This window comes from Alcaligenes sp. SJTW-7 (assembly GCF_047716895.1).
Classification (GTDB): domain Bacteria; phylum Pseudomonadota; class Gammaproteobacteria; order Burkholderiales; family Burkholderiaceae_B; genus Alcaligenes; species Alcaligenes ammonioxydans.
The window spans coordinates 3,395,397-3,417,605 of the sequence record NZ_CP136682.1 but is presented as its reverse complement, the minus strand read 5'-3'; the positions used below and the strand labels follow the sequence as shown (position 1 = coordinate 3,417,605).

The window sequence follows — 22,209 nt, the reverse complement described above, 5'->3', positions numbered from 1 at the left end:
AGCGGCAGGCCCAGAAAAGAGGTCAGGAGGGGCGGCTCAGGACGCACTCGTCCAAAGCAGGGCGCGCCAGTTGCAGTGTGAAGCAGTGTAGTTCATCGCGGCGGAAGGCGTGGATCTGAACGGTCTGACCGGGCTCATACGCTGCAAGCAGACGCTCCAGACTGGCAGTGTCGCTGACACGCAAGCCGTCAATGGCCACCAGAGTATCCCCCGCGGATAGTCCGGCTTGATGCGCTGCACCCTCTGTAAAGACGGTAGCGAGCTGGCACTGCCCTGCGCTTTGACGCACACGGGCGCCCAGGTTGGGCAACTTGGAAGCGGCCTGCCATTCCAGCTTCAAGCCTTGCTCGGCCAGCCATGGCTTGAGGGGCAGGTCCTCGCAGCCTTCCACGTAGCGGGCGATAAAGTCTGTGGCGTCGTAACCGGTGGCTTCCAGAATCAGGGCGGGCATGGCGTCTTCGGGGATGCCGTGTGGCTTGCCCTGATAGAAGTCACGGCCATAACGTGCCCACATCAACAGCATGACATCGTCCAGGCTCTTGGTGTGCTGGGTATGACTGCGAATGCGCAAATCCAGGCCCAGTGCGATCAGGGCGCCCTTGCTGTAATAGCTGACCAGCGCATTAGGGGAGTTTTCATCCTGTTTGTAATAGCGCGTCCAGGCATCAAACGAGCTTTGCGCGGCGGACTGCTTGAAGCGTCCAGGGGCGCGCACAACGGCATTGATGTTTTTGGCCAGCAGTTTCAGGTAGTCTGCCTCGCTCAACACGCCCGAGCGCAACAGCATCAGATCATCGTAGTACGAGGTGAAACCTTCAAAGACCCACAGCAGACGGGTGTGGTTCTCGCGGCTCAGGTCATAGGGCGCAAAGGCTGCAGGTTTGATGCGTTTGACATTCCAGGTATGAAAATACTCATGGCTGACCAGTCCCAGAAAAGTCTGGTAGCCGGGGCTTTTTACCGACTTGTCCTGGCCTTGGGTGGGCAGATCGCTGCGCGAGGCGACTAGAGCAGTCGAGGCGCGGTGTTCCAGGCCACCGTACCCGTCCTCGGTCACCATGGTCATGAATACATAGCGCGAGCTGCAATCCAGAAAGGGGGCGCGTCGGGTGTCTGGTTCGAAGAAGGCGATCTGTTCGGCACAGATTTTTTCGACATCACGGGCGATACGCGGCAAATCCAGATTGGGGATGCGGCCGGTAAAGACCAGTTCATGCTCTGCGCCGTGCGCAAAGAAACTGATGACCTGGGGGGTGCCCATTTCAATGGGGTGATCGATCAGCTCGTCATAATTGCTGGCACGGTACACGCCAAATCCATAGCGTTGCGCGGCTCCCGGCACGCCAATGGCTTCGGGCAGGCTGGTGTAGACCTGCCAATCTTCCATGTCCTCATTGGCTACCAGTTCCAGCAGACAAGGCTGTTCAGTCTGACCCTCAACGGCCAGCAGGGCGCTGGTGCCATTAAAGAAGGCATGGGTCTGATCAATATGCGCGCCGCGTACGGACAGGTCCCAGGCGTAGACCTGGTACTGCACACTCAAGGGGCCTTGGCAGGGTTCGCATTGCCAGCGGTGATTGTCCAGCTTGCGGATGGAAACCGGTTCGTCGCCAGAGAAGGCGGCTATGCTTTCGATCTGACGCGAGAAGTCGCGGATCAGGTAGCTGCCGGGAATCCAGGCCGGAAGGCTCAGGATCTGGCCATCTGTTTGGGGGGAAGTGATCTGTATCTGGACAGTCAGGCGGTGGCCGGCGAGATCGGTCGGCTCGGCACGGTAAAGTACGGGTGTAGGTTCCATTCCCCTATTCTATTTAATTTTTCTGGGAGTCAGCATGAACGAACCCTTAGTCAAAGCAGAGGTGCATGGTCGTGTTGCTTTATTGACATTAAATCGGCCCAAGGCTTTGAATGCGCTCAATAACGAGCTGATCGCCGAGTTGTATGCCCTGTTGAAAAAATACGATGCCGACAACGAAATCGGTTGTATCGTGCTGACCGGTAACGAAAAAGCGTTTGCGGCCGGTGCTGACATTGGCGCCATGAAAGACTGGAATTACCACGATGTCAGCTCCCAGGATTATCTGGGAGGCCATTGGGAAGAGCTGCGCCGTTTCCGCAAACCTATCATTGCGGCCGTAGCCGGTTATGCCTTGGGCGGCGGCTGCGAGCTGGCCATGTTGTGTGATTTCATTATTGCGGCCGACTCGGCCCGGTTTGGCCAGCCCGAGATCAAGCTGGGGGTCATCCCCGGCTTTGGTGGGACACAGCGTTTGCCTCGCGCCGTAGGCAAGGCCAAGGCCATGGATCTGATTCTGACCGCTCGCATGATGAATGCCGAAGAGGCCGAGCGCTCGGGTCTGGTATCCCGTGTGGTGCCGGCCGACAAATTGCTGGAAGAGGCACTGGACGCCGCAACCGTTATTGCCAGCATGTCTTTGCCTTCGGTTCTGATGGCCAAGGAATGCGTGAACCGTGCTTTCGAGTCCTCGCTGGAAGAGGGTTTGCTGTTCGAGCGTCGCAATTTCCACGGCCTGTTTGCCACTGACGATCAGAAAGAGGGCATGCGTGCGTTTGTCGAGAAGCGCAAGCCTGAGTTCAAGCACCGCTAAATTTCTCAAGAACCGGTAAAACGGGGGGGTGTGTTGTAAAATTGCTGCACTGCAATGTTACAAAATAAGCGTACCCCTTGATGTCATTGAGATTGCGAATATCAGCCTTGCATTAAGTATCAAACAAGCAAGGCTGAATTTGCTTACAACAAAAAAAAGACGCTATACTTTATGGGTTTGACGACAGCGGCTTTTAAAAGGGGCCGATAATATTGCGCGGATGGATTGGCTAGAAGCCTTTGCAGTGCATCCACCCACACAACGTTATCTGATTGTTTCCTACTATGAGCGAGCCGATTGATCAGCAAACAGGCACCCCAGCCAAGGTGCACCCAGCAGGAGATATGTCGCCCATTCCTGAACCCGTTGTACTGACGCCTGAGCAACGTAGCCGTATGGCTCGCCGGGCAGGGCAAGGAATTGTGCGTACACTTGCTGCCCAGGCTTTTATGGGCCTGTTGGCTATTGTTCTGTCGGCATGGATTTCCGGCGCATCTGCAGCAGCCTCAGCACTGATTGGTGCGGCTGCTTATTTTGTGCCTAACGCATTGTTCGCATTGCGTCTTTTGCTGGGTTTGATGGGCGGCGGCAACGCCGGAGCGCTCTCCTTTTTCTGGGGAGAGGCCTTCAAGCTTGGTTTTGCGGTATTGACACTGGCAACTGCTGCCATGGCAAATACAGGCTGGCTGGTCTGGCCTGCCTTGCTGTTTGGCCTGCTGTGTGTCTTGAAGGGATATGTGCTGCTGCTGTTTTTTCGCAAGCTGCCATAAGGGATTTTTGTTTCACGGGCTTGTCCCATAACGTATACATCACAGGGTAAATACAGATGGCTGCTGCTAGTGATATTTCGCCTCAGTCAGGGTACATCCAGCATCACTTGGTTCACTTGAACAACTTGGGTGAAAAACAGGATGTTCTGGCCAACTTCGGTGTCATCAACTACGACTCCATGTTCTGGTCCCTGCTGATGGGTCTGGTTGTGGTTTTCTTTATGTGGCGTGCTGCTTCGGCCGCTACAGCTGGTGTGCCAGGCCGCTTGCAGTCTTTTGTTGAAATGCTGGTTGACTGGGTTGAAGACCAGGCCAAATCCATTGTTCCCAATGCCGAGTCCCGCAAGTTCGTCTCGCCTCTGGCGCTGACGGTATTCCTGTGGATCGTCATGATGAACGTGCTGGACTTGTTGCCCGTTGACGGTCTGGGCTGGATTTTCATTCAGACTGGTCTGGCTTCCGAGCATGGCGACCCGCTGTACTACCACCGTATTTTGCCAACCGCCGACTTGAACGTGCCTATGGGTATGTCTCTGGGCGTGCTGCTGCTGATGTTCTACTACGGCATCAAGATCAAGCACCCCGGCGGTTTTGTCAAAGAGCTGTTTACTGCACCGTTCACCGCAAGCGGCCTGATGGCTGTCGTGCTTGCACCTTTCAACTTCTTGCTGAACTGCATCGAATACGCGGCCAAGTCTGTGTCTTTGGGTATGCGGTTGTTCGGCAATATGTTTGCCGGTGAACTGGTTTTCATGTTGATCGCTCTGCTGGGTGGCGCATGGACAGGGTTTAATGGCGCCAGCCTGGGACTGGGTATCGGTCACATTCTGGCCGGTTCTGTGTGGGCAATTTTCCACATTCTGATTGTGTTGCTCCAGGCGTTCATCTTCATGATGCTCACCCTTGTCTATATCGGACAAGCACACGAAGGCCATTAATCCGATTCCGACCGGGCAATGGTGTCTGGTTGGGGGGAGCAGGCCTGGCCTGCTAACGCTTTGATTTTTTTGAATTACACCTGATTTTTAACCAAGGAGTTGTCATGACCAACGTAGCTTTCGTTGCTCTTGCTTGCGGTATCATCATCGGTCTGGGCGCTTTTGGCGCTTGCATTGGTATCGCCCTGATGGGTGGTAAATATCTGGAAGCATCGGCTCGTCAGCCTGAACTGATGAACGCTCTGCAAACCAAGATGTTCCTGTTGGCCGGTCTGATCGATGCTGCTTTCCTGATCGGTGTCGGTATCGCCATGTTGTTTGCATTCGCCAACCCATTTGTTGGGTAATAAGGCGAGTCCGTTGCCATTCCTGGCAGACGGGCAGGCAGTCGTCGTTAGCGGTGTGTTGCTCGGTTTGATCATGCACCGCTTGTCGACTTGAACATACATGTGTCAGGACGCTAGCGCCTCCTACACACGTGGTATTGAAGGGATACGACCGTGAATTTAAACGCGACTCTCTTTTTTCAGATGATCGTGTTTTTCGTTTTGGCCTGGTTTACGATGAAATTCGTATGGCCGCCACTGACGAAAGCAATCGATGATCGTCGTCAGAAAATCGCTGATGGTTTGGCTGCTGCTGACAAAGGCAAGGCCGATCTGGCACAGGCCCAAGCGCGTATCAGCCTGATGGAAGCCTCGGCCAAGTCCGACAACCATCAACGTATTGTCGACGCTGAAAAACAAGCGACTGCTCTTTTGGAGCAAGCTCGTCGTGAAGCTGAAGCCGAAAAAGCCCGCATTATTGCGCAGGCCCAGCAAGACGCTAACCAGGAAGTGCAACGCGTACGTGAAGGTCTGCGTAGCGAAGTGGCTGCCTTGGCTGTCAAGGGTGCCGAGCAAATCTTGCGACGCGAAGTTGACGCGAATGCGCACGCCCAGCTGCTCGAGCAGCTCAAGGCAGAACTTTAACATCAAGGCAGGCCATGGCTGAACTATCGACTATTGCCAGACCTTACGCCGAAGCCCTGTTCGCCGCGGTACGCGACGACAGCCAGGGCCTCGAATCGTGGTCGGCCCTGTTGTCCGAAATGGCTCAGGTGGCCGGTCTCCACGATGTGCGCGAGGCACTGAACGATCCGCGCCTGAATAACGGGCAGCGACTCGAACTCTTTACGGGCCTGGTTAAGTCACAGGTCACCGAAAAGGCTCGCAACTTTCTTCAATTGTTGGTGGATAACCAGCGCATCTTGCTGCTGCCACAGATTGCAGAACAGTTTGATCTATTGAAACACCAACTCGAAGGCACGGCGCAGGCACAAATTATCAGTGCTTTCCCGATGGCTGAGGCTCAGGTTGCTGAGCTGACCGCTGGGCTGGAGAAAAAGTTTGGCCTGAAGCTAAAACCGACTGTGACCGTCGACGCTGACCTTATCGGCGGTATTCGGGTAATTGTTGGTGACCAGGTGCTCGACACTTCCGTGCAGGCCCGGCTGGCCAGCATGCGCGATACGCTGACCGCATAGCGCGAGTCAGTAAACAGGATTTCAGGAGTCTGAACATGCAACTTAATCCGTCCGAGATCAGCGAACTGCTCAAGAGCCGCATCGAAGGCCTGGGTGCGTCGACTGACGTTCGTACACAAGGCACGGTCGTATCCGTGACCGACGGTATTACGCGCATCCACGGTTTGTCCGATGTGATGCAGGGCGAAATGCTCGAATTTCCGAACAACACGTTCGGTCTGGCCCTTAACCTCGAGCGCGACTCTGTCGGCGCCGTGATTCTGGGTGAATACACCGGTGTTTCCGAAGGCGACGCAGTTAAAACAACTGGCCGCATTCTGGAAGTACCTGTTGGCCCCGAACTGCTGGGTCGTGTGGTTGATACCCTGGGTATGCCTATCGACGGCAAGGGCCCGATCAACGCCAAGATGACTGACGTCATCGAGAAAGTGGCTCCTGGCGTTATTGCCCGTGAGTCCGTCTCCCAGCCCATGCAGACCGGCACCAAAGCCGTGGACTCCATGGTGCCAATCGGCCGTGGTCAGCGCGAACTGATCATTGGTGACCGTCAGACCGGTAAAACTGCCGTGGCTGTGGACACCATCATTGCTCAAAAGGGCAATGGCGTTAAATGTATCTACGTTGCCGTGGGCCAAAAAGCCTCCACGATCAACAACGTGGTGCGCAAGCTCGAAGAGCACGGTGCTCTGGAGTACACGATTGTTGTGGCCGCCTCGGCTTCCGAGTCCGCCGCCATGCAATACCTGGCTCCTTACTCCGGTTGCACCATGGGCGAATACTTCCGTGATCGTGGCGAAGACGCCCTGATCATTTATGACGACTTGACCAAGCAAGCTTGGGCCTACCGTCAAGTATCCCTGTTGCTGCGTCGCCCACCAGGCCGTGAAGCCTACCCTGGCGACGTGTTCTACCTGCACTCCCGTCTGCTCGAGCGTGCTGCTCGTGTGAACGCTGAGTACGTGGAAAAATTCACCAACGGTGAAGTGAAAGGCAAGACCGGTTCTCTGACCGCACTGCCCATCATTGAAACGCAAGCCGGTGACGTTTCCGCTTTCGTTCCAACCAACGTGATTTCGATTACTGACGGTCAGATCTTCCTGGAGTCCGACCTGTTCAACGCTGGTGTACGTCCCGCTATTAACGCCGGTATTTCGGTGTCCCGTGTGGGTGGCGCTGCTCAAACCAAGGTCATCAAGAAACTGTCCGGCGGTATTCGTACCGACTTGGCTCAGTACCGTGAATTGGCTGCGTTTGCTCAGTTTGCTTCCGACCTGGACGACGCAACCCGTCGCCAGCTGGAGCGTGGTAAGCGCGTGGTCGAACTGCTCAAGCAGCCCCAGTACCAGCCTCTGGCGGTGTGGGAACTGGCCGTGAGCCTGTACGCTGTGAACAACGGTTACTTCGACGATCTGGAAGTCGCTCAGGTTCTGCCTTTCGAAAAAGGCCTGAAAGATCACCTGCGCAGCAAGTTCGCTGCTCTGGTTGAGCGTATCGAAAGCAAGAAGGAACTGGTTAAAGAAGACGAGGCTGAGTTGGTTACAGCCATCCAGGACTTCAAAAAGCACGGCGCTTTCTAATCATTGTTGGCAGGCGCCGGAAACCCCGGCGTCATGATTAGCGGGAGTCGACAACCTAGTCGGGCTCCCGATAATGCCCTTACAGGAAAGTGTGATGGCCGGAATCAAGGAAATTCGTACTAAGATCAAGAGCGTGCAAAACACGTCCAAGATCACCAAAGCCATGGAGATGGTGGCGGCATCCAAGATGCGCAAGGCGCAAGAGCGGATGCGTGCTGGCCGTCCCTATGCAGATAAGGTGCGCGAGATTGCTTCGCATCTGATGCAGGCGCACCCCGACTACACTCACCCCTACATGGTTGAGCCCGCCGAAGTCAAATCGGTAGGTATCGTGGTTGTCAGCACGGACAAAGGTCTGTGTGGCGGCCTGAACACCAATATTCTGCGTCTGGTACTTGCGCGTGTTCGCGAGTTTGAAGACAAAGGTATTAAAGTTCAGACGACGGCTCTGGGTGGTAAAGCCGCGGGAACATTGGCGCGTGTGGGTGCCAATCTGGTTTCTCAGGAAGTGGGTTTGGGCGATGCGCCTAACCTGGAACGTCTGATTGGCGCTATCAAGGTGCAGATCGACGACTTCGTGGAAGGCCGCATTGATGCTGTTTATCTGGCGACCAGCCGCTTTGTCAATACGATGAAGCAGGACCCAACATTTATTCGCTTGTTGCCTCTGCCTTCCGGTCTGAAAGATCCTTTCCAGGCTGGTGATCAGGTAGTCGCTCAAGAAAGCGTCAACTCTTCCGAATACGGTTGGGATTACATCTACGAACCCGATGCCAAGTCGGTTATTGATGACTTGTTGCTGCGTTACGTAGAGGGTCTGGTGTATCAGGCCGTTGCCGAGAACATGGCCTCCGAGCAGTCTGCTCGTATGGTGGCGATGAAAGCCGCTTCGGACAACGCCAAGACCGTTATTGCCGATCTTCAGCTGGTCTATAACAAGACTCGCCAGGCAGCGATTACGAAAGAAATCTCTGAAATCGTGGGGGGTGCCGCCGCTGTGTAATCACGGCAAGGCACACCATCAAAGTTATATTGCAAGGACTCAACATGAGCAACGGTACCATCGTTCAGTGCATCGGCGCCGTGGTGGATATTCAGTTCCCCCGCGACAGCATCCCTAAAGTCTACGAAGCATTGACGCTCGTTGACGAAAGTTCGGCTTTCGCAGAAAAAGGCCTGACTTTTGAAGTACAGCAACAATTGGGTGACGGTGTAGTTCGCACCATCGCCATGGGTTCCAGCGACGGCCTGCGCCGCGGTATGGAAGTGGCCGGTTCGGGCGCTCCCATCTCCGTTCCCGTGGGTGTTGGCACCCTGGGTCGCATTATGGACGTTCTGGGTCGCCCCATTGACGAAGTCGGTCCTATCCAGTCCGACGAGCGCCGCGCCATTCACCAGCCTGCACCTACTTTCGACGAACTGTCGCCTTCCGTAGAGCTGCTGGAAACCGGTATTAAGGTGATTGACCTGGTTTGCCCGTTTGCCAAGGGTGGTAAGGTTGGTCTGTTCGGTGGTGCCGGTGTGGGCAAGACCGTGAACATGCTGGAGCTGATCAACAACATCGCCAAGGCACACAGCGGTCTGTCCGTGTTTGCCGGTGTGGGTGAGCGTACCCGTGAAGGTAACGACTTCTACCACGAAATGGCCGATGCTGGCGTTATCCAGATGGACAACCTGAGCGAGTCCAAAGTGGCCATGGTGTTCGGTCAGATGAACGAACCTCCAGGCAACCGTCTGCGTGTGGCACTGTCCGGCCTGACCATGGCCGAGAAGTTCCGTGACGAAGGCCGTGACATCCTGTTCTTTGTGGACAACATCTACCGCTACACGCTGGCCGGTACCGAAGTGTCCGCTCTGCTGGGTCGTATGCCTTCCGCAGTGGGTTACCAGCCTACGCTGGCCGAGGAAATGGGTAAGCTGCAAGAGCGCATTACCTCCACCAAGACCGGTTCGATTACGTCCATTCAGGCCGTTTACGTTCCAGCCGATGACTTGACTGACCCATCGCCTGCTACGACCTTCTTGCACTTGGACTCCACCGTTGTGTTGTCGCGTGACATTGCTGCTCTGGGTATTTACCCCGCTGTGGACCCTCTGGACTCCACCAGCCGTCAGCTTGATCCACAAATCGTGGGTGAAGAGCACTACGCAGTGGCTCGCGGTGTTCAGCAAACGCTGCAGCGCTACAAGGAACTGCGCGATATTATCGCCATTCTGGGTATGGACGAATTGTCTCCTGAAGACAAACAGGCCGTTGCCCGCGCCCGTAAGATCCAGCGCTTCCTGTCTCAGCCTTTCCACGTGGCTGAAGTGTTTACCGGTTCGCCTGGTAAGTACGTTCCACTGGCTGAAACCCTGCGTGGCTTCAAGATGATCGTCGACGGCGAGTGTGATGCTCTGCCAGAACAGGCGTTCTACATGGTCGGTTCCATCGACGAGGCTTTCGAAAAAGCCAAGACTATTCAGTAATAAGGATTGCTCATGGCTAAGCTTCATGTTGACGTGGTCAGTGCCGAAGAATCGATCTTTGCTGGTGAGGCAAAGTTCGTGGCGCTGCCCGGCGAGGCTGGAGAATTGGGTATTTTGCCCGGTCACACTCCCCTGATCTCGCGGATTCGTCCCGGCACGCTGAAGATCGTTATGGACGATGGCAGCGAAGAGCACATCTTTGTCGCTGGCGGCATACTCGAGGTTCAGCCTGGGAAAGTCACTGTATTGTCGGATACCGCGATTCGCGCACACGACTTGGATGAAGCAAAGGCGCTGGAAGCCCGCAAACATGCGGAAGAGGCCCTGCGCAACACCAAGGACAAGGCCGATATCGCTGTTGTGGAAGCCGAGCTGGCCATGCTGGCCGCTCAGGCAGCCGCAGCACGTCGTTTGCGTGACGTGCGCAAGCACTGATCCAGACATCGGCAGTGTCCGAGAAAAAGCCACCCCCAGGGGTGGCTTTTTTGTGTCTGGAGGGGGCTCAGAGGGGCAGCAGCGATCACACTGACAATGATGCTGATTGCCCCGCTGGGTGAGAAGAGATGGGGGCTTTTAATTCGAATCTGGCGTACAAGCCTAGGCTTGGTCTTGTTGTCTGCCTGGTTTGAGTTGCTCAGACAGGGTGTTTCATGCCCGGGTTAGCGGGCTTTTTGCAGAAAAAAAAGGCTGTGTTCAATTCCCTTGCGCCAGTCTCTTTCTATAGTGTCCTTGCCTAGCAGGGCGTCTACACGGTCTTGCTGCAGTCCTGATTGGGCAGGTCGTCGGGCAGGTGTCGGGTAGTGGCTGGCCGGGATGGGGGTGAGTGTCGGCGCGGTGCCCAGCAAGCCCAGCTTGACCGCTTGTCCAATGATTTCCTGGGCGAAACCGTACCAGCTGATGCAGGGAAGGCCAGAGAAATGGACAATGCCTGTAAGCGGTAACGAGCCTGTGTCTGAACTTGATGCAAGCAGCCTTTCTGCCAGCTGCAAGACGATCCGCGCCAGATGGGGGGCATAGGTCGGACCGCTTGTTTGATCATCTACGAGGCTCAATTCCGAGCGTTCCTGAGCAAGCGTCAACAGACGAGTCAGAAAGTTGTTCCCAAATGGGCTGAAAACCCGGCTGGTACGCAAAATGAGGGCCGAGGGCAGGGCGCGCAGAACGGCTTGTTCCCCTTCTCGTTTGCTATGTCCATAGACACTGATAGGGTTGGTCGGCGCGTCTTCCGCATATGGCTGAGCGGCCAGACCATCAAAAACATAATCGGTGGAAAGGTGCAGCATCTGAATACCGCGCTCGGCACAGACCGACGCCATCAAGCCCGGAGCGATCGCGTTGACTCGGTATGCCCGTTCGACATCGGTTTCAGCGTTGTCTACCGCGGTGTAGGCGGCAGCGTTGATCACGATATCTGCCTGGTGGCGATCCAGGGCGCGTTCAAGACAGGCGCGTTGCGTGACGTCGAGTTCCTGATGCCCCAAAGATATGAGGTGCAAGTGGGTGGCTTGCTGGGTGAGTGCTTGACCGAGTTGGCCGTGCCCACCGCTGATCAAAATCCTGGTCATGGCCGCAGAAATTGCTCCAATCCCGGGTGCATTTTGTCTTTGGCAGACAGGATGGGGTTCGGAATGGGCCAGTCGATGCCCAACCGTGGGCAGTCCCAGGCCAGCCCACCTTCATCGTCGGGTCGATAGTAGTCCGTACATTTATAGCTGACATCCGCCTCGGCACTGAGCACACAATAACCGTGCGCATAGCCAGGCGGGACCCACAGCTGTTTGTGATTGTCCTGGCTGAGTTCTACGCCAAGATGGTGTCCGAATGTGCTGGAGTGGGGGTCTATATCAACGACGACATCAAATATGGCACCGCGCGTAACGCCAATCAGCTTGCCTTGAGGCCTGGTCCTTTGAAAATGCAGTCCTCGTAGAACGCAGGCCCTGGAGCAGGACTGATTGTCCTGTACAAAGACACTGTCAATGCCGGCCAGCGTTTGATAGCGAGCCGCATTAAAGCTTTCCTTGAAATAGCCTCGCTCGTCGTGAAAGACGCGCGGCTCAATAATCAGAACGCCGGGTAAAGAGGTGGGATGAATGTGCATATCATGGGTGCAGCAAGCGGGCCAGATATTGCCCGTAGCCTGTTTTTTCCAAGGCCTGGGCCTGGGCCTGCAGAGCGGATCTGGGTAACCAGCCCTGATTGAAAGCAATTTCTTCCAGACAAGCCACTTTCAGGCCTTGACGGTGTTCAATGGTACGAATAAACGAGCCCGCCTCCATCAAACTTTCGTGAGTGCCTGAGTCCAGCCACGCAAAGCCACGCCCGAGTATGGAGACATGTAGCGCATTCAAACGGAGATAGGCGTTGTTGATGTCGGTAATTTCCAGCTCGCCGCGAGCCGATGGGGTGACTTGGCGGGCTAGGTCCACGACCCGATTATCGTAAAAATACAGGCCGGTAACGGCAAGGTGAGATTTGGGCACCATCGGCTTTTCTTCAATCGACAGGGCTTTGCCTTCTGCATCTATTTCTACAACGCCAAAGCTTTCCGGATTGTTGACGGGATAGCCGAAAATGGTGGCGCCTTCAGCGCGGCTGCGGGCGGTGCGCAGCATTTGGCTAAAGCCATAGCCGTAGAAAATATTGTCGCCCAGAATCAGGCAGACGGACTCCTTGCCGATAAAGTCCGCTCCGATCAGAAAGGCCTGAGCCAGACCGTCTGGTGAGGCCTGCTCAGCGTAGGAAAGTGTTATGCCAAAGCGGGAGCCATCACCTAGCAGGCTCTGGAAATTAGGCCGATCTTCTGGGGTGCAGATAATCAGAATCTCCCGTATTTCCGCAAGCATGAGTACGGATAAGGGATAGTAGATCATCGGCTTGTCGTAGACAGGCAGTAAGTGCTTGGACACACCCATCGTAATCGGATGCAGGCGTGTACCTGAGCCCCCCGCCAAAACAATTCCTTTCACACCTGTTTTCCCAGACGGTCCAGACGGTAGGCGCCGCTTAGGATGCGTTCCCACCAGGACGTGTTTTCAAGATACCAGCGTACGGTTTTGCGCAGGCCCGTCTCTATGCTTTCTTGAGCCTGCCAACCAAGCTCCCGCCTTATTTTACTGGCATCAATGGCATAGCGCTGATCGTGACCGGGTCGATCCTCGACAAACGTAATCAGGTCTGAATAAAGGGCCAGGCCTGCCGGTTTGCGAGGGCAAAGCTCCTCAAGAATGGAGCAGATCGCCTGTACTACCTCCAGATTTCTCCGTTCCTGGTTTCCCCCGATGTTATAAGTCTGACCTATCTTTCCCCGTGTGGCCACGGCGATCAGGGCACGCACATGGTCCTCGACGTACAGCCAGTCGCGTACTTGGTTTCCTTGCCCATACACCGGTAAGGCTTGGCCTTTAAGGGCACTGAGCACCATATGGGGAATCAGTTTTTCCGGAAATTGATAGGGGCCATAGTTGTTGGAACAGTTGCTGATGACGACCGGCAGACCATAGCTGCGATGCCAGGCCCGCACCAGATGGTCGGAGCTGGCTTTGCTGGCCGAATAAGGGGAACTGGGGTTATAGGCGGTCGTCTCGGTAAAGAGCGCATCCGTTTTGCCCAGATCACCATAGACCTCGTCCGTGGAAACGTGATGAAAGCGAAAATGCGGCTTGTCTCGCGTGCTCAGTCCTTCCCAATACTGGCGACTTTGCTCAAGCAAGGTGTAGGTGCCCACGATATTGGTTTGAATGAACTGGGCAGGTCCGTCGATAGAGCGGTCAACATGTGACTCTGCAGCTAGGTGTATGATGATATCCGGCTTGAATTGCTGTAGATGCGTGGCTATCTGCGCAGCGTCGCAAATATTGGTTTGATGAAACGTGTAGTTTGGATGCCCCTGCACTTGTGCAAGTGATTCCAGATTGCCGGCATAGCTCAACACATCGAGATTCAGGATGTGGTGGTCGCTGCTTTGAAGCAAATGCCGGATAAGCGCGGAGCCAATAAAGCCGGCGCCGCCTGTCACAAGAATACGCATAGTTGGAGTGGGCGCGTGGGGGTGAGCTGGGAACTGCGCAACGATCATGATACGGTAAACCCTCAAAGGGCGTAGGCGGCCAGGTGTTTGCCTTCACCCAGTTTGCAAGATAGCAGACATTCAAGCCTGGGGTGTCAGTCCGATTTCTTGAGTTTTCGGCCAGGGGTTGTTGTACGGGCGTATATAAATCAAGGACCGCTACGCAGTTACACGGTTAGTTGCTCTCTTTGAACGGCACGCCGGGTGTTACGGCGATTATAATTTGTTACGTCGCTTTTATTTGCTTGGCAGGACAGACCCGCCCGAAAGTGTCCTGGTCCCAGTCAGTACGAGTATCGTTTACCGTCGCTTTAGGTTTTTTTCGTCTCGTCGCATATGACTCTTCCCTCTCTTTTGACTGGTCCAGGCAACCGTTTGACGTCGGGGCTTGTGTTCTTGTTCTATGCAAGCCTGTTGTCCACCAAGGATCTGTATTCGTACGCGATGGGGGCGCTGGCCCTTTTTGCACTGTGGAAAATTCCTGCGTTGTCAGCTCTTTCCCTGGAAAAACAGGAAAAGCTTATTGGGATCTGCATGCTGCTTTTTGCGGGCATCAGTATAGGAGCGACAGTCTGGCACGGTAGCTATGCGCGCAGCTTTGAGGTCCCGGTCAAATTTGCTCTCGGCGCATTATTGATTCTATGTTTGTGTCGTTTTCCACCTAAGCCGGGGGCTTTATGGGCTGGCTTGCTCTTGGGAGCGGTCAGCGGTTTGGCTGTGGCCTATTGGAAAATGTGGCAAGTCGGTGAGTTCAAGGCCTTTGGCTTTACCGGGGCCATTCAGTTTGGAAATCTGTCGTTGACTATGGCGGTATTGCTGGGTGTGGCCTTGTGCTGGGTAATCAGTAACCCCCACCCCCATCCCCATCGCCGTCTGTGGCTGGTGCTCCTGGCCGTCGGCATGCTCTGTGGCCTGCTGGGCTCTTACTACTCGGGTACGCGTGGTGGTTGGGTAGCCATCCCTTTATTTGTTCTTCTGTTTTTGCTGGCATATTTGCGACGCAGCAATGCGATGGCCTGTGTCATTGTCCTGGCCGTGCTCGGTACGGCTGCCGGCGTCTTGGCGTATCAATCTCCCCTTGTCAAAACCCGTGTGGCACAGGTTTATACAGACTTGTCCGAATACCAGGCCAACGGCGCCAGTAGCTATAGCTCTCTGGGGGCCAGGTTTGCGATCTGGGAAGCGGCATGGGACGCGATTGACGACAGTCCCTTGCTGGGTATCGGTGAAGTTCAGTTTCGCCAGACGCTGAAAGAAAAGCGGGAAGCAGGCTTGATTGGAGCAGTACCTGCGGGCTTGGCCAATACCCATAATACTTTTCTGGAAGTCTGGATGCTGTATGGGGGGCTGGCCTTGTTGTCCCTGCTGCTGATGATGTTCAGCGCGGCATGGTATTTTCTGTCATATATCCGCCATGCGGATTCAGTATTGCGCAGTTATGCCCTGGGCGGTTTATGCTTGATAGGCGGCTATATTATTTACGGGCAAACGCAAATAATGTTGATTCGCAATAATACTTTATTGTTCTTTTTGATGTCTCTGGCGGTTCTGATGGCTTTGATGCATCAGCGTCGTCGTGCTGTACTGCTTGTTGGAAATGCTTGAACGTTTTATGGTAGGTTTTGCCTGCGGGTTGATGGTGCTGTATAAGCGGTTTTTTGCGGAAAGTGCATCCTTTTAAAACTGACAGTAATTAAGTGGTTCTATTGTTTTGCAGTTATATTTTTAAGCACAATTTAAAAAAATATTAAAAATATTTCGGTAAAGTGTAGAGTTGCCTATCGTTAGCCAGAGTCAAGACATCGGCTTTTAAATTTTTTAAGAAACACTAGGAAACATGAAGAAATTTGCTCTCATTGGTGCAAGTGGATACATCGCACCTCGTCATATGCAGGCGATCAAGGCAACCGGTAACGTGCTGGTTGCTGCTATGGATCCGAATGACTCGGTAGGCATTATCGACAGCCACTTTCCCGACGCTCATTTTTTTACAGAGTTCGAACGCTTTGATCGTCATATCGACAAGCTCAGTCGTGCACAAACGGGTGAAGCAGTCGATTATATGTCCATCTGTTCGCCCAATTACCTGCATGACTCTCACATGAGATTTGCTCTGCGCTCCGGTGCGGATGCCATTTGTGAGAAACCTCTGGTGCTCAATTCCTGGAATATCGATGGCCTGCTGGATATTGAGCGCGATACGGGACGTAAAGTAAACACAATTTTGCAATTGCGTGTTCATCCCGCGATTATCGAACTGCGGGAAAAAGTATTAAACAACAAAAACAAAAAAGATAAATACGATGTGGATTTGACCTACATCACCTCTCGTGGCAACTGGTATCACCAGTCGTGGAAAGGCGATGTGAAAAAATCGGGCGGTATTGCCACTAATATTGGCGTGCATTTCTTTGATATGCTGCATTTTATTTTTGGCGATCTGCAACGTAATGTGGTGCATACCCGTACGGATAGCAAGGCAGCGGGTTTTCTGGAATATGAAAACGCACGGGTGCGCTGGTTCCTGTCTATTGACGTGGAAGACGTGCCTCAATCGGCCCAGGAAAAAGGCATGCGCACGTTCCGCTCGATCACGGTAGATGGCGAGGAAATCGAGTTTTCGGGTGGCTTTACCGACCTGCACACGCGCAGCTACGAAGAGATTCTGGCTGGCCGTGGCTTTGGTCTGGAAGAAAATCGCACTGCAATCTCGACTGTGCAGTTTATTCGCACCGCAGACATCATGCCTTTGCAGGGTGATTACCACCCCTTCCTGAAAAAATGAGCTATTACAAACACGAAACAGCCATTGTGGATGAAGGCGCACAGATCGGACCGGGTTCACGCGTCTGGCATTTTGTGCATGTCTGTGCAGGTGCCAGGATCGGGGCGGGGGTATCGTTAGGCCAGAATGTTTTTGTTGGCAACAAGGTGCTGATAGGGGACAACTGCAAGATTCAGAACAATGTTTCCGTCTACGACAACGTCACCTTGGAAGAAGGCGTATTCTGCGGCCCCAGCATGGTCTTTACCAACGTCTATAATCCACGCTCTCTTATTGAGCGCAAGGATCAGTATCGTGACACACTGGTGCGCACCGGGGCGACATTGGGGGCGAACTGCACGATTGTCTGTGGGGTCACCATAGGCAAGTTTGCCTTTGTGGGGGCAGGTGCAGTGATCAATAGGGATGTGCCCGATTACGCCTTGATGCTGGGTGTGCCTGCCCGTCAGAAAGGCTGGATGAGTGAATTTGGAGAGCAGCTGGATTTGCCTGTGAAGGGGACTGGACAGTGCGTCTGCCCGCATTCAGGAGCTATCTATGAGCTGCACAATGATCGTTTGATTAAACGGGAAGTCCAACAGCAATGATTGAATTTACGGATCTACATGCCCAGCAAATGCGCATCAAGTCTGAGATTGATGCAGGTATTGCGCGGGTTTTGCAGCATGGTCGCTATATTCTTGGCCCAGAGGTGGCAGAGCTGGAAGAAAAGCTGGCCGATTACGTACAGGCCAAGTATTGCATCAGTTGTGCCAATGGCACGGATGCCTTGCAAATTGCGTTGATGGCTTTGGGTGTAGGGCCCGGTGACGAGGTGATCACTCCCGGCTTTACGTATGTGGCGACCGCGGAGACGGTGGCCGTGTTGGGCGCCAAGCCAGTTTATGTGGACGTGGCACCGCTGACGTACAACCTGGACCCCGCTTTGCTGGAGGCGGCGATCACGCCGCGTACGAAAGCGATTATTCCGGTGTCCATGTATGGTCAGTGCGCGGATTTTGACACTATCAATGCGATTGCCTCCAAGCACGGCCTGGCTGTCATTGAGGATGCTGCCCAGAGTTTTGGCGCAACCTACAAAGGACGCTACTCCTGTAACCTGACGACGATTGCTTGTACCAGCTTTTTCCCGAGCAAGCCCTTGGGAGGGTACGGGGACGGCGGGGCGATTTTCACCAATGATGAAGGTCTGGCAACAGTAATGCGCCAGATTGCCCGTCATGGACAGGATCGACGCTACCATCACATCCGCATCGGCATCAACAGTCGTCTTGATACGTTGCAGGCGGCGATCTTGCTGCCCAAACTGGCGATTTTGTCTGAAGAGCTGGAGATGCGTCAGCGCGTGGCCCAGCGTTATCAAACCAGCCTGCAGGCCATTGGCATCGAGAGCACGCCTTTTGTGGAGCCCCACAACCGTCACGTGTATGCCCAGTACACGATCCGGGTCAAACAGCGCGACCAGGTACAGGAAAGCTTGCTCAAAGCGGGTGTGCCCACTGCTGTGCATTACCCTATCCCCTTGAACAGACAGCCCGCCGTGCAGGATCTGGATGCGGTGCTGCCGGTGGGCGACCTGATCGCCACCGAGGTCCTGAGTCTGCCCATGGGGCCTTACCTGAAAGACGACGATATGGATCACATCGTCCAAGCGCTACAGGCATGCGTACCGCTTTAATCTCGTTTAAGGCTGCGGCTTAATTCCGCAGCCATTTTTATGCTAAATAGTTACTGGAAAACCGTACTCTCCGTCTTTACTGGATCGGCGATCGCTCAGGTAATTCCTGTGCTGGGCGCTTTGCTGATTGCTCGCCAATTCGGGCCAGGCCAGTTTGGTCTGTTCTCCGCCTGGTTGGGGATTGTCATTATTTTATCGACAGCGTTGACGGGACGCTTGGAGGTGTCGCTGGCCTTGGAGCGGGATGGGCGGTTTCGTAATGCCGCTGCGTTTGCCGTTCTGGCCACGACTCTGCTGGCAGCCATACTGGTAGTGCTTGTGTTGGGCTTGGTGCATGTGCTGACCGGCTACAACTACTTTGACAGCTTGATGCTGTTACTTGTCTTGGTGCCTTGTGCCACCCTGTTCGCATTGAATCAGGCCTGGCAATCCTGGGCAGCAGCAGAAGGGCGCTTTCGTCAATTGAACATGATGCGAGTGGCCCAGTCGATTTTTGTGGTGGTGTTGCAGATTGCCGCCGGGTTCATTTGGCCTACCGCGACGGCGCTGGCGGTGTCGTATGTGCTGGGTTTGCTGCTGGCGCAGGCCTATGGCATGTGGCTATTGCCGGTGTCGATGGCTTGGATACGGCGCTGGCGACCATTGATGCAGGCCTATGCCAGACGCCATCGGAAGTTTCTGGCATATTCCTTACCCGCCGACTTTATCAATGCCTTGGCAATCCAGTTGCCCGTCATGATTGTGGCCTATCGTTTTGGGGCAGAGAGCGCCGGTTATCTGGCGTTGGTGATCCGTGTGCTGGGGTTGCCCTTGTCGTTTCTTGGCAAGGCGGTTCTGGATGTCTTCAAACGCCAGGCATCGATGGCGTTTCGTGAGCGCGGCGAGTGCCGCCACGAGTACGTACGTACGTTTTGGGTACTGGGCGCCGGGTCCGTCATTTTTGCCATTGGCGCCTACTTCTTGTCGGAGCCCGTTTTTGCCATTGCCTTTGGTGAAGAGTGGCGCCCCGCAGGCTTGATGAGCGTATTGCTGGTCCCGATGTTTACCTTGCGTTTCATCGCCAGCCCGTTAAGTTACGTAATATATATTTTTAACAAACAACAAGTCGATCTGATATGGCAGATCTGTCTGCTGGCCATGACCTACGGAGTGCTGAGTTACGTGGGTACCGAGTCTGCGGCGATCCTCATTTACTCGGTGTCCTACGCCTTGCTGTACGTGGTGTATCTGGCCATTTCGTATCGATATAGTTGTGGTGAATCGCACAAACAGCGAGCAAGTTTATGATCGGCATCCTGGACTACGGTTGTGGCAATATTAATTCGGTCATCCGAATGATTCAAAAGCTGGGAGGAGAGGCCTGCAAGGTGTCTGCCCCGCAGGAGGTCATGGCCGTTGAGCGCTTGATTATTCCGGGCGTGGGGGCCTTTGACCACGGTATGCAGCAATTGCACGATCGGGGGTTTTTGCCTGTTCTGGAGCACTATGCCCTGCAGGATAAAAAGCCCGTATTGGGCATCTGCCTGGGCATGCAGTTGATGTGTCGTGCCAGCGAAGAAGGCACCTTGCCCGGTCTTGGCTGGATTGATGCCCAGGTACGGCGCTTTCAAAGCACGCCCGAACGTCCCTTGAAGATCCCCCACATGGGATGGTCGGAAGTGGATATTGCCAAGCCCAACCCCTTGCTGCAGGAAGGCGAGCGCCGTCATCGCTTTTATTTTGTCCATGCCTACAAGGTCGAGGCCGCTTGTGCTCAGGATGTCTTGGCGACAGCCGACTATGGCGGCACGTTCGTGGCCGCCTTCCAGCGCGAGAACGTCATGGGCGTCCAGTTCCACCCCGAGAAAAGTCACCAGTTTGGATTTGGTTTGATGAAGAACTTTATGGCTGAGACCGCATGAAGCCACGTGTTATTCCTGTCCTGTCTTTGAAAAATGGGGGCCTGGTTAAAACCCGCCGCTATCAAGATCCCAAATACGTGGGCGACCCGACCAACGCAATTCGTATCTTCAACGAGAAGGAGGTCGATGAGCTGGTCGTGTTGGATATCGGCGCCTCCAGCGCAGGTACCACGCCTGATCTGGATGTGGTGCGCCTGTTTGCCGAAGAGTGCTTTATGCCCTTGACGTACGGGGGCGGTATCCAGAACATGCAGCAGGTCGAGCGGATTTTTGATCTGGGCATTGAGAAGGTCAGTTTGCAATCGGCTGTGCTGAACGATACGCGCTTGATACAGGATATTGCCCGGGTGTATGGCCAGCAAAGTGTGGTGTTGGGTGTTGATATTAAAAAAAACTGGCTCAAGCAGCCCAAGCTGTATAGTTCGCAGTCGGGTAAATTGCTGAACCGCCCTATTTACGATTATTTGGCTGAACGGGTTGATGCGGGAGTAGGGGAAATCCTCTTGAGCGCAGTAGACCATGACGGCATGATGGACGGCTACGATCTGGATTTGATCCATTCGGTCGCCAGCCGCTTGCCGGTGCCCGTGGTGGCCCTGGGCGGAGCTCGTTCGATGGACGATTTCAACCTGGCATTGAAGGCCGGTGCTTCGGCCGTCGCGGCCGGCGCCATGTTTGTATTCAAAGGCCCACACCGTGCGGTATTGATCAATTACCCGAAACGGGCCGAGTTTGACTCTTTGGATGATATTGAATGAATCAACATTACCAGGTGTGTACGCGCTGTGTGATGGACACCAGCGCACGCGACATTGTTTTCAACAGTGATGGCGTCTGCAACTACTGCACGGACCTGGAGGCAGGCACCAAGAACACGTTGGGGCTGGCACCGGAAGAAAAAGAGCGACGCTTGCAGGCCTTGGTGGCCGAGGTCAAGGCGCAGGGCAAAGGTAAGCCTTATGACTGCATTGTCGGGGTTTCAGGCGGGGTAGACAGCTCCTGGGTGCTGGTCAAGGCCGTTGAGCTTGGATTGCGTCCTCTGGCTGTGCATATGGATAATGGCTGGAACTCCGAACTCGCGCAGAACAATATTGAGAACCTGATCAATGGTCTGGGCGTGGATCTGTATACCCATGTGATTGATTGGCATGAGTACCGCAAGCTGATGCAGGCATTTTTTGATGCCAATGTTGTCGATATCGAGCTTTTATACGACAACGCGATGACGGCGGTGAATTACCAGCAGGCGGCTAAATATGGCCTGAAGCATTTGCTGGCCGGGACCAATGAGGCCACAGAGGGAATGCAGATTCCCGAGAGCTGGAACTGGTTCAAGTTCGACAAGAAAAATATTCGCAGCATCGCCAAGCGTTTTAGCGATGTCAAAATCGAAACCTTTCCCTTGTTTGGCATTGGCGAGTACATACGCTATGCCGTCCTACAGAAAATCCGCTGGGTTTCCATTCTGGACTTGATGGAGTTCAACAAGTTCTCCGCCATGCAGCAATTGCAGGAGCGTTATTCCTACAAGCCCTACCCGTACAAGCATTATGAGTCGATTTTCACCCGCTTTTACCAGGGCTACATCCTGCCCGAGAAGTTTGGGGTGGATAAACGACGCGTGCACATGAGCACTCTGATCGTAACCGGGCAAATGAGCCGGGATGAGGCCTTGGCCGACCTGGAAAAAATTCCTTATCACAGTCAACGGGAGCTGGAAGAGGACAAGCAGTATTTCCTGAAGAAAATGGGTTGGACTCCCGCACAGCTGGAGGCTTACATCAAGGCTCCGGCAGTGGCTCATGACTACTACCCCAGTGATCTGGCGCGTTGGAAATGGATGGCCAAGTTGTATAAACGCGTGCTCGGTCGCTCCTGATCCAGTGGT

Annotated in this window: 23 protein-coding genes; 18 read left to right on the top strand and 5 right to left on the bottom strand. The window is 54.4% G+C overall.

Annotated features, from left to right (window positions below; genetic code table 11):
- Window positions 1-22 precede the first annotated feature (22 nt).
- On the bottom strand, window positions 23-1,798 hold the full coding sequence (locus RSQ48_RS15480) for a M61 family metallopeptidase (RefSeq protein ID WP_003804993.1): 1,776 nt from the start codon (window positions 1,796-1,798) through the stop codon (window positions 23-25).
- 34 nt (window positions 1,799-1,832) lie between these two features.
- Between RSQ48_RS15480 and RSQ48_RS15475 the strand changes: the two genes are divergently transcribed.
- The 10 genes from RSQ48_RS15475 (at window position 1,833) to RSQ48_RS15430 (ending at window position 10,323) form a co-directional block, all read left to right on the top strand.
- On the top strand, window positions 1,833-2,609 hold the full coding sequence (locus RSQ48_RS15475) for an enoyl-CoA hydratase (protein ID WP_003804995.1): 777 nt from the start codon (window positions 1,833-1,835) through the stop codon (window positions 2,607-2,609).
- Between the two features lie 344 nt (window positions 2,610-2,953).
- Window positions 2,954-3,379 (top strand): ATP synthase subunit I, encoded by a 426-nt coding sequence (locus RSQ48_RS15470; RefSeq protein ID WP_003804997.1) that lies wholly within the window; start codon window positions 2,954-2,956, stop codon window positions 3,377-3,379.
- 56 nt (window positions 3,380-3,435) lie between these two features.
- The gene (atpB, locus tag RSQ48_RS15465; RefSeq protein WP_003804999.1) at window positions 3,436-4,317 is read left to right on the top strand and encodes a F0F1 ATP synthase subunit A; all 882 of its coding nucleotides are present in this window, start codon (window positions 3,436-3,438) and stop codon (window positions 4,315-4,317) included.
- Window positions 4,318-4,421: 104 nt separating this feature from the next.
- Window positions 4,422-4,664 carry a F0F1 ATP synthase subunit C gene (gene atpE / locus RSQ48_RS15460; RefSeq protein ID WP_003805001.1) on the top strand — a complete coding sequence of 81 codons (243 nt, stop codon included), beginning with the start codon at window positions 4,422-4,424 and terminating at the stop codon, window positions 4,662-4,664.
- Window positions 4,665-4,817: 153 nt separating this feature from the next.
- Window positions 4,818-5,288 (top strand): F0F1 ATP synthase subunit B, encoded by a 471-nt coding sequence (locus tag RSQ48_RS15455; protein WP_003805003.1) that lies wholly within the window; start codon window positions 4,818-4,820, stop codon window positions 5,286-5,288.
- A 14-nt stretch (window positions 5,289-5,302) separates the two neighbouring features.
- Window positions 5,303-5,842 carry a F0F1 ATP synthase subunit delta gene (locus tag RSQ48_RS15450; protein ID WP_003805005.1) on the top strand — a complete coding sequence of 180 codons (540 nt, stop codon included), beginning with the start codon at window positions 5,303-5,305 and terminating at the stop codon, window positions 5,840-5,842.
- A gap of 35 nt (window positions 5,843-5,877) precedes the next feature.
- Complete coding sequence (atpA, locus tag RSQ48_RS15445) at window positions 5,878-7,419, top strand: F0F1 ATP synthase subunit alpha (RefSeq protein WP_003805007.1); 1,542 nt, start codon at window positions 5,878-5,880, stop codon at window positions 7,417-7,419.
- Between the two features lie 94 nt (window positions 7,420-7,513).
- Window positions 7,514-8,422 (top strand): F0F1 ATP synthase subunit gamma, encoded by a 909-nt coding sequence (atpG, locus tag RSQ48_RS15440; RefSeq protein ID WP_003805009.1) that lies wholly within the window; start codon window positions 7,514-7,516, stop codon window positions 8,420-8,422.
- 44 nt (window positions 8,423-8,466) lie between these two features.
- Complete coding sequence (atpD, locus tag RSQ48_RS15435; protein WP_003805012.1) at window positions 8,467-9,888, top strand: F0F1 ATP synthase subunit beta; 1,422 nt, start codon at window positions 8,467-8,469, stop codon at window positions 9,886-9,888.
- Window positions 9,889-9,900: 12 nt separating this feature from the next.
- Window positions 9,901-10,323: a F0F1 ATP synthase subunit epsilon gene (locus tag RSQ48_RS15430; RefSeq protein ID WP_003805014.1), complete on the top strand. Its 423-nt coding sequence runs from the start codon at window positions 9,901-9,903 to the stop codon at window positions 10,321-10,323.
- 224 nt (window positions 10,324-10,547) lie between these two features.
- Here the strand turns inward: RSQ48_RS15430 and rfbD are convergent, their stop codons facing one another.
- From rfbD to rfbB, 4 genes are read right to left on the bottom strand one after another with little or no spacing between them, the layout of a single operon-like run.
- On the bottom strand, window positions 10,548-11,453 hold the full coding sequence (gene rfbD / locus RSQ48_RS15425; RefSeq protein ID WP_415301964.1) for a dTDP-4-dehydrorhamnose reductase: 906 nt from the start codon (window positions 11,451-11,453) through the stop codon (window positions 10,548-10,550).
- A complete protein-coding gene (rfbC, locus tag RSQ48_RS15420) occupies window positions 11,450-11,989 on the bottom strand; it encodes a dTDP-4-dehydrorhamnose 3,5-epimerase (RefSeq protein ID WP_240209468.1) in 540 nt (179 codons plus the stop codon). The genes rfbD and rfbC overlap by 4 nt, the downstream gene beginning before the upstream one ends.
- Window position 11,990: 1 nt before the next feature.
- Window positions 11,991-12,803 (bottom strand): glucose-1-phosphate thymidylyltransferase RfbA, encoded by an 813-nt coding sequence (rfbA, locus tag RSQ48_RS15415; protein WP_230406339.1) that lies wholly within the window; start codon window positions 12,801-12,803, stop codon window positions 11,991-11,993.
- A 50-nt stretch (window positions 12,804-12,853) separates the two neighbouring features.
- Window positions 12,854-13,918, bottom strand: a complete 1,065-nt coding sequence (gene rfbB / locus RSQ48_RS15410; RefSeq protein WP_415301963.1) for a dTDP-glucose 4,6-dehydratase — start codon at window positions 13,916-13,918, stop codon at window positions 12,854-12,856.
- Window positions 13,919-14,674: 756 nt separating this feature from the next.
- Here rfbB and RSQ48_RS15405 point away from each other — a divergent pair.
- The 8 genes from RSQ48_RS15405 to RSQ48_RS15370 all read left to right on the top strand — a co-directional run bounded on the left by RSQ48_RS15405 (window position 14,675) and on the right by RSQ48_RS15370 (window position 22,200).
- On the top strand, window positions 14,675-15,562 hold the full coding sequence (locus tag RSQ48_RS15405) for an O-antigen ligase family protein (RefSeq protein ID WP_415301962.1): 888 nt from the start codon (window positions 14,675-14,677) through the stop codon (window positions 15,560-15,562).
- A 232-nt stretch (window positions 15,563-15,794) separates the two neighbouring features.
- Complete coding sequence (locus RSQ48_RS15400) at window positions 15,795-16,742, top strand: Gfo/Idh/MocA family protein (protein ID WP_219235214.1); 948 nt, start codon at window positions 15,795-15,797, stop codon at window positions 16,740-16,742.
- Window positions 16,739-17,329 (top strand): UDP-2-acetamido-3-amino-2,3-dideoxy-D-glucuronate N-acetyltransferase, encoded by a 591-nt coding sequence (gene wbpD / locus RSQ48_RS15395; protein ID WP_219235212.1) that lies wholly within the window; start codon window positions 16,739-16,741, stop codon window positions 17,327-17,329. Before RSQ48_RS15400 ends, wbpD begins: the two co-directional genes overlap by 4 nt.
- A complete protein-coding gene (locus RSQ48_RS15390) occupies window positions 17,326-18,420 on the top strand; it encodes a DegT/DnrJ/EryC1/StrS family aminotransferase (protein WP_219235210.1) in 1,095 nt (364 codons plus the stop codon). The genes wbpD and RSQ48_RS15390 overlap by 4 nt, the downstream gene beginning before the upstream one ends.
- 39 nt (window positions 18,421-18,459) lie before the next feature.
- Window positions 18,460-19,707 (top strand): lipopolysaccharide biosynthesis protein, encoded by a 1,248-nt coding sequence (locus RSQ48_RS15385; RefSeq protein WP_219235208.1) that lies wholly within the window; start codon window positions 18,460-18,462, stop codon window positions 19,705-19,707.
- A complete protein-coding gene (gene hisH / locus RSQ48_RS15380) occupies window positions 19,704-20,321 on the top strand; it encodes an imidazole glycerol phosphate synthase subunit HisH (protein ID WP_219235206.1) in 618 nt (205 codons plus the stop codon). The genes RSQ48_RS15385 and hisH overlap by 4 nt, the downstream gene beginning before the upstream one ends.
- On the top strand, window positions 20,318-21,079 hold the full coding sequence (locus tag RSQ48_RS15375) for an AglZ/HisF2 family acetamidino modification protein (RefSeq protein WP_415301961.1): 762 nt from the start codon (window positions 20,318-20,320) through the stop codon (window positions 21,077-21,079). Before hisH ends, RSQ48_RS15375 begins: the two co-directional genes overlap by 4 nt.
- Window positions 21,076-22,200 carry an N-acetyl sugar amidotransferase gene (locus tag RSQ48_RS15370; RefSeq protein ID WP_336579953.1) on the top strand — a complete coding sequence of 375 codons (1,125 nt, stop codon included), beginning with the start codon at window positions 21,076-21,078 and terminating at the stop codon, window positions 22,198-22,200. Before RSQ48_RS15375 ends, RSQ48_RS15370 begins: the two co-directional genes overlap by 4 nt.
- Window positions 22,201-22,209: the final 9 nt, after the last annotated feature.

Bases quoted from the DNA above. Each gene is read 5' to 3' on its own strand.
- RSQ48_RS15480 (WP_003804993.1), bottom strand. From the start codon at position 1,798: ATGGAACCTACACCCGTACTTTACCGTGCCGAGCCGACCGATCTCGCC.
- RSQ48_RS15475 (WP_003804995.1), top strand. From the start codon at position 1,833: ATGAACGAACCCTTAGTCAAAGCAGAGGTGCATGGTCGTGTTGCTTTA.
- RSQ48_RS15470 (WP_003804997.1), top strand. From the start codon at position 2,954: ATGTCGCCCATTCCTGAACCCGTTGTACTGACGCCTGAGCAACGTAGC.
- atpB (WP_003804999.1), top strand. From the start codon at position 3,436: ATGGCTGCTGCTAGTGATATTTCGCCTCAGTCAGGGTACATCCAGCAT.
- atpE (WP_003805001.1), top strand. From the start codon at position 4,422: ATGACCAACGTAGCTTTCGTTGCTCTTGCTTGCGGTATCATCATCGGT.
- RSQ48_RS15450 (WP_003805005.1), top strand. From the start codon at position 5,303: ATGGCTGAACTATCGACTATTGCCAGACCTTACGCCGAAGCCCTGTTC.
- atpA (WP_003805007.1), top strand. From the start codon at position 5,878: ATGCAACTTAATCCGTCCGAGATCAGCGAACTGCTCAAGAGCCGCATC.
- atpG (WP_003805009.1), top strand. From the start codon at position 7,514: ATGGCCGGAATCAAGGAAATTCGTACTAAGATCAAGAGCGTGCAAAAC.
- atpD (WP_003805012.1), top strand. From the start codon at position 8,467: ATGAGCAACGGTACCATCGTTCAGTGCATCGGCGCCGTGGTGGATATT.
- RSQ48_RS15430 (WP_003805014.1), top strand. From the start codon at position 9,901: ATGGCTAAGCTTCATGTTGACGTGGTCAGTGCCGAAGAATCGATCTTT.
- rfbD (WP_415301964.1), bottom strand. From the start codon at position 11,453: ATGACCAGGATTTTGATCAGCGGTGGGCACGGCCAACTCGGTCAAGCA.
- rfbC (WP_240209468.1), bottom strand. From the start codon at position 11,989: ATGCACATTCATCCCACCTCTTTACCCGGCGTTCTGATTATTGAGCCG.
- rfbA (WP_230406339.1), bottom strand. From the start codon at position 12,803: ATGGGTGTGTCCAAGCACTTACTGCCTGTCTACGACAAGCCGATGATC.
- rfbB (WP_415301963.1), bottom strand. From the start codon at position 13,918: ATGCGTATTCTTGTGACAGGCGGCGCCGGCTTTATTGGCTCCGCGCTT.
- RSQ48_RS15400 (WP_219235214.1), top strand. From the start codon at position 15,795: ATGAAGAAATTTGCTCTCATTGGTGCAAGTGGATACATCGCACCTCGT.
- wbpD (WP_219235212.1), top strand. From the start codon at position 16,739: ATGAGCTATTACAAACACGAAACAGCCATTGTGGATGAAGGCGCACAG.
- RSQ48_RS15390 (WP_219235210.1), top strand. From the start codon at position 17,326: ATGATTGAATTTACGGATCTACATGCCCAGCAAATGCGCATCAAGTCT.
- RSQ48_RS15385 (WP_219235208.1), top strand. From the start codon at position 18,460: ATGCTAAATAGTTACTGGAAAACCGTACTCTCCGTCTTTACTGGATCG.
- hisH (WP_219235206.1), top strand. From the start codon at position 19,704: ATGATCGGCATCCTGGACTACGGTTGTGGCAATATTAATTCGGTCATC.
- RSQ48_RS15375 (WP_415301961.1), top strand. From the start codon at position 20,318: ATGAAGCCACGTGTTATTCCTGTCCTGTCTTTGAAAAATGGGGGCCTG.
- RSQ48_RS15370 (WP_336579953.1), top strand. From the start codon at position 21,076: ATGAATCAACATTACCAGGTGTGTACGCGCTGTGTGATGGACACCAGC.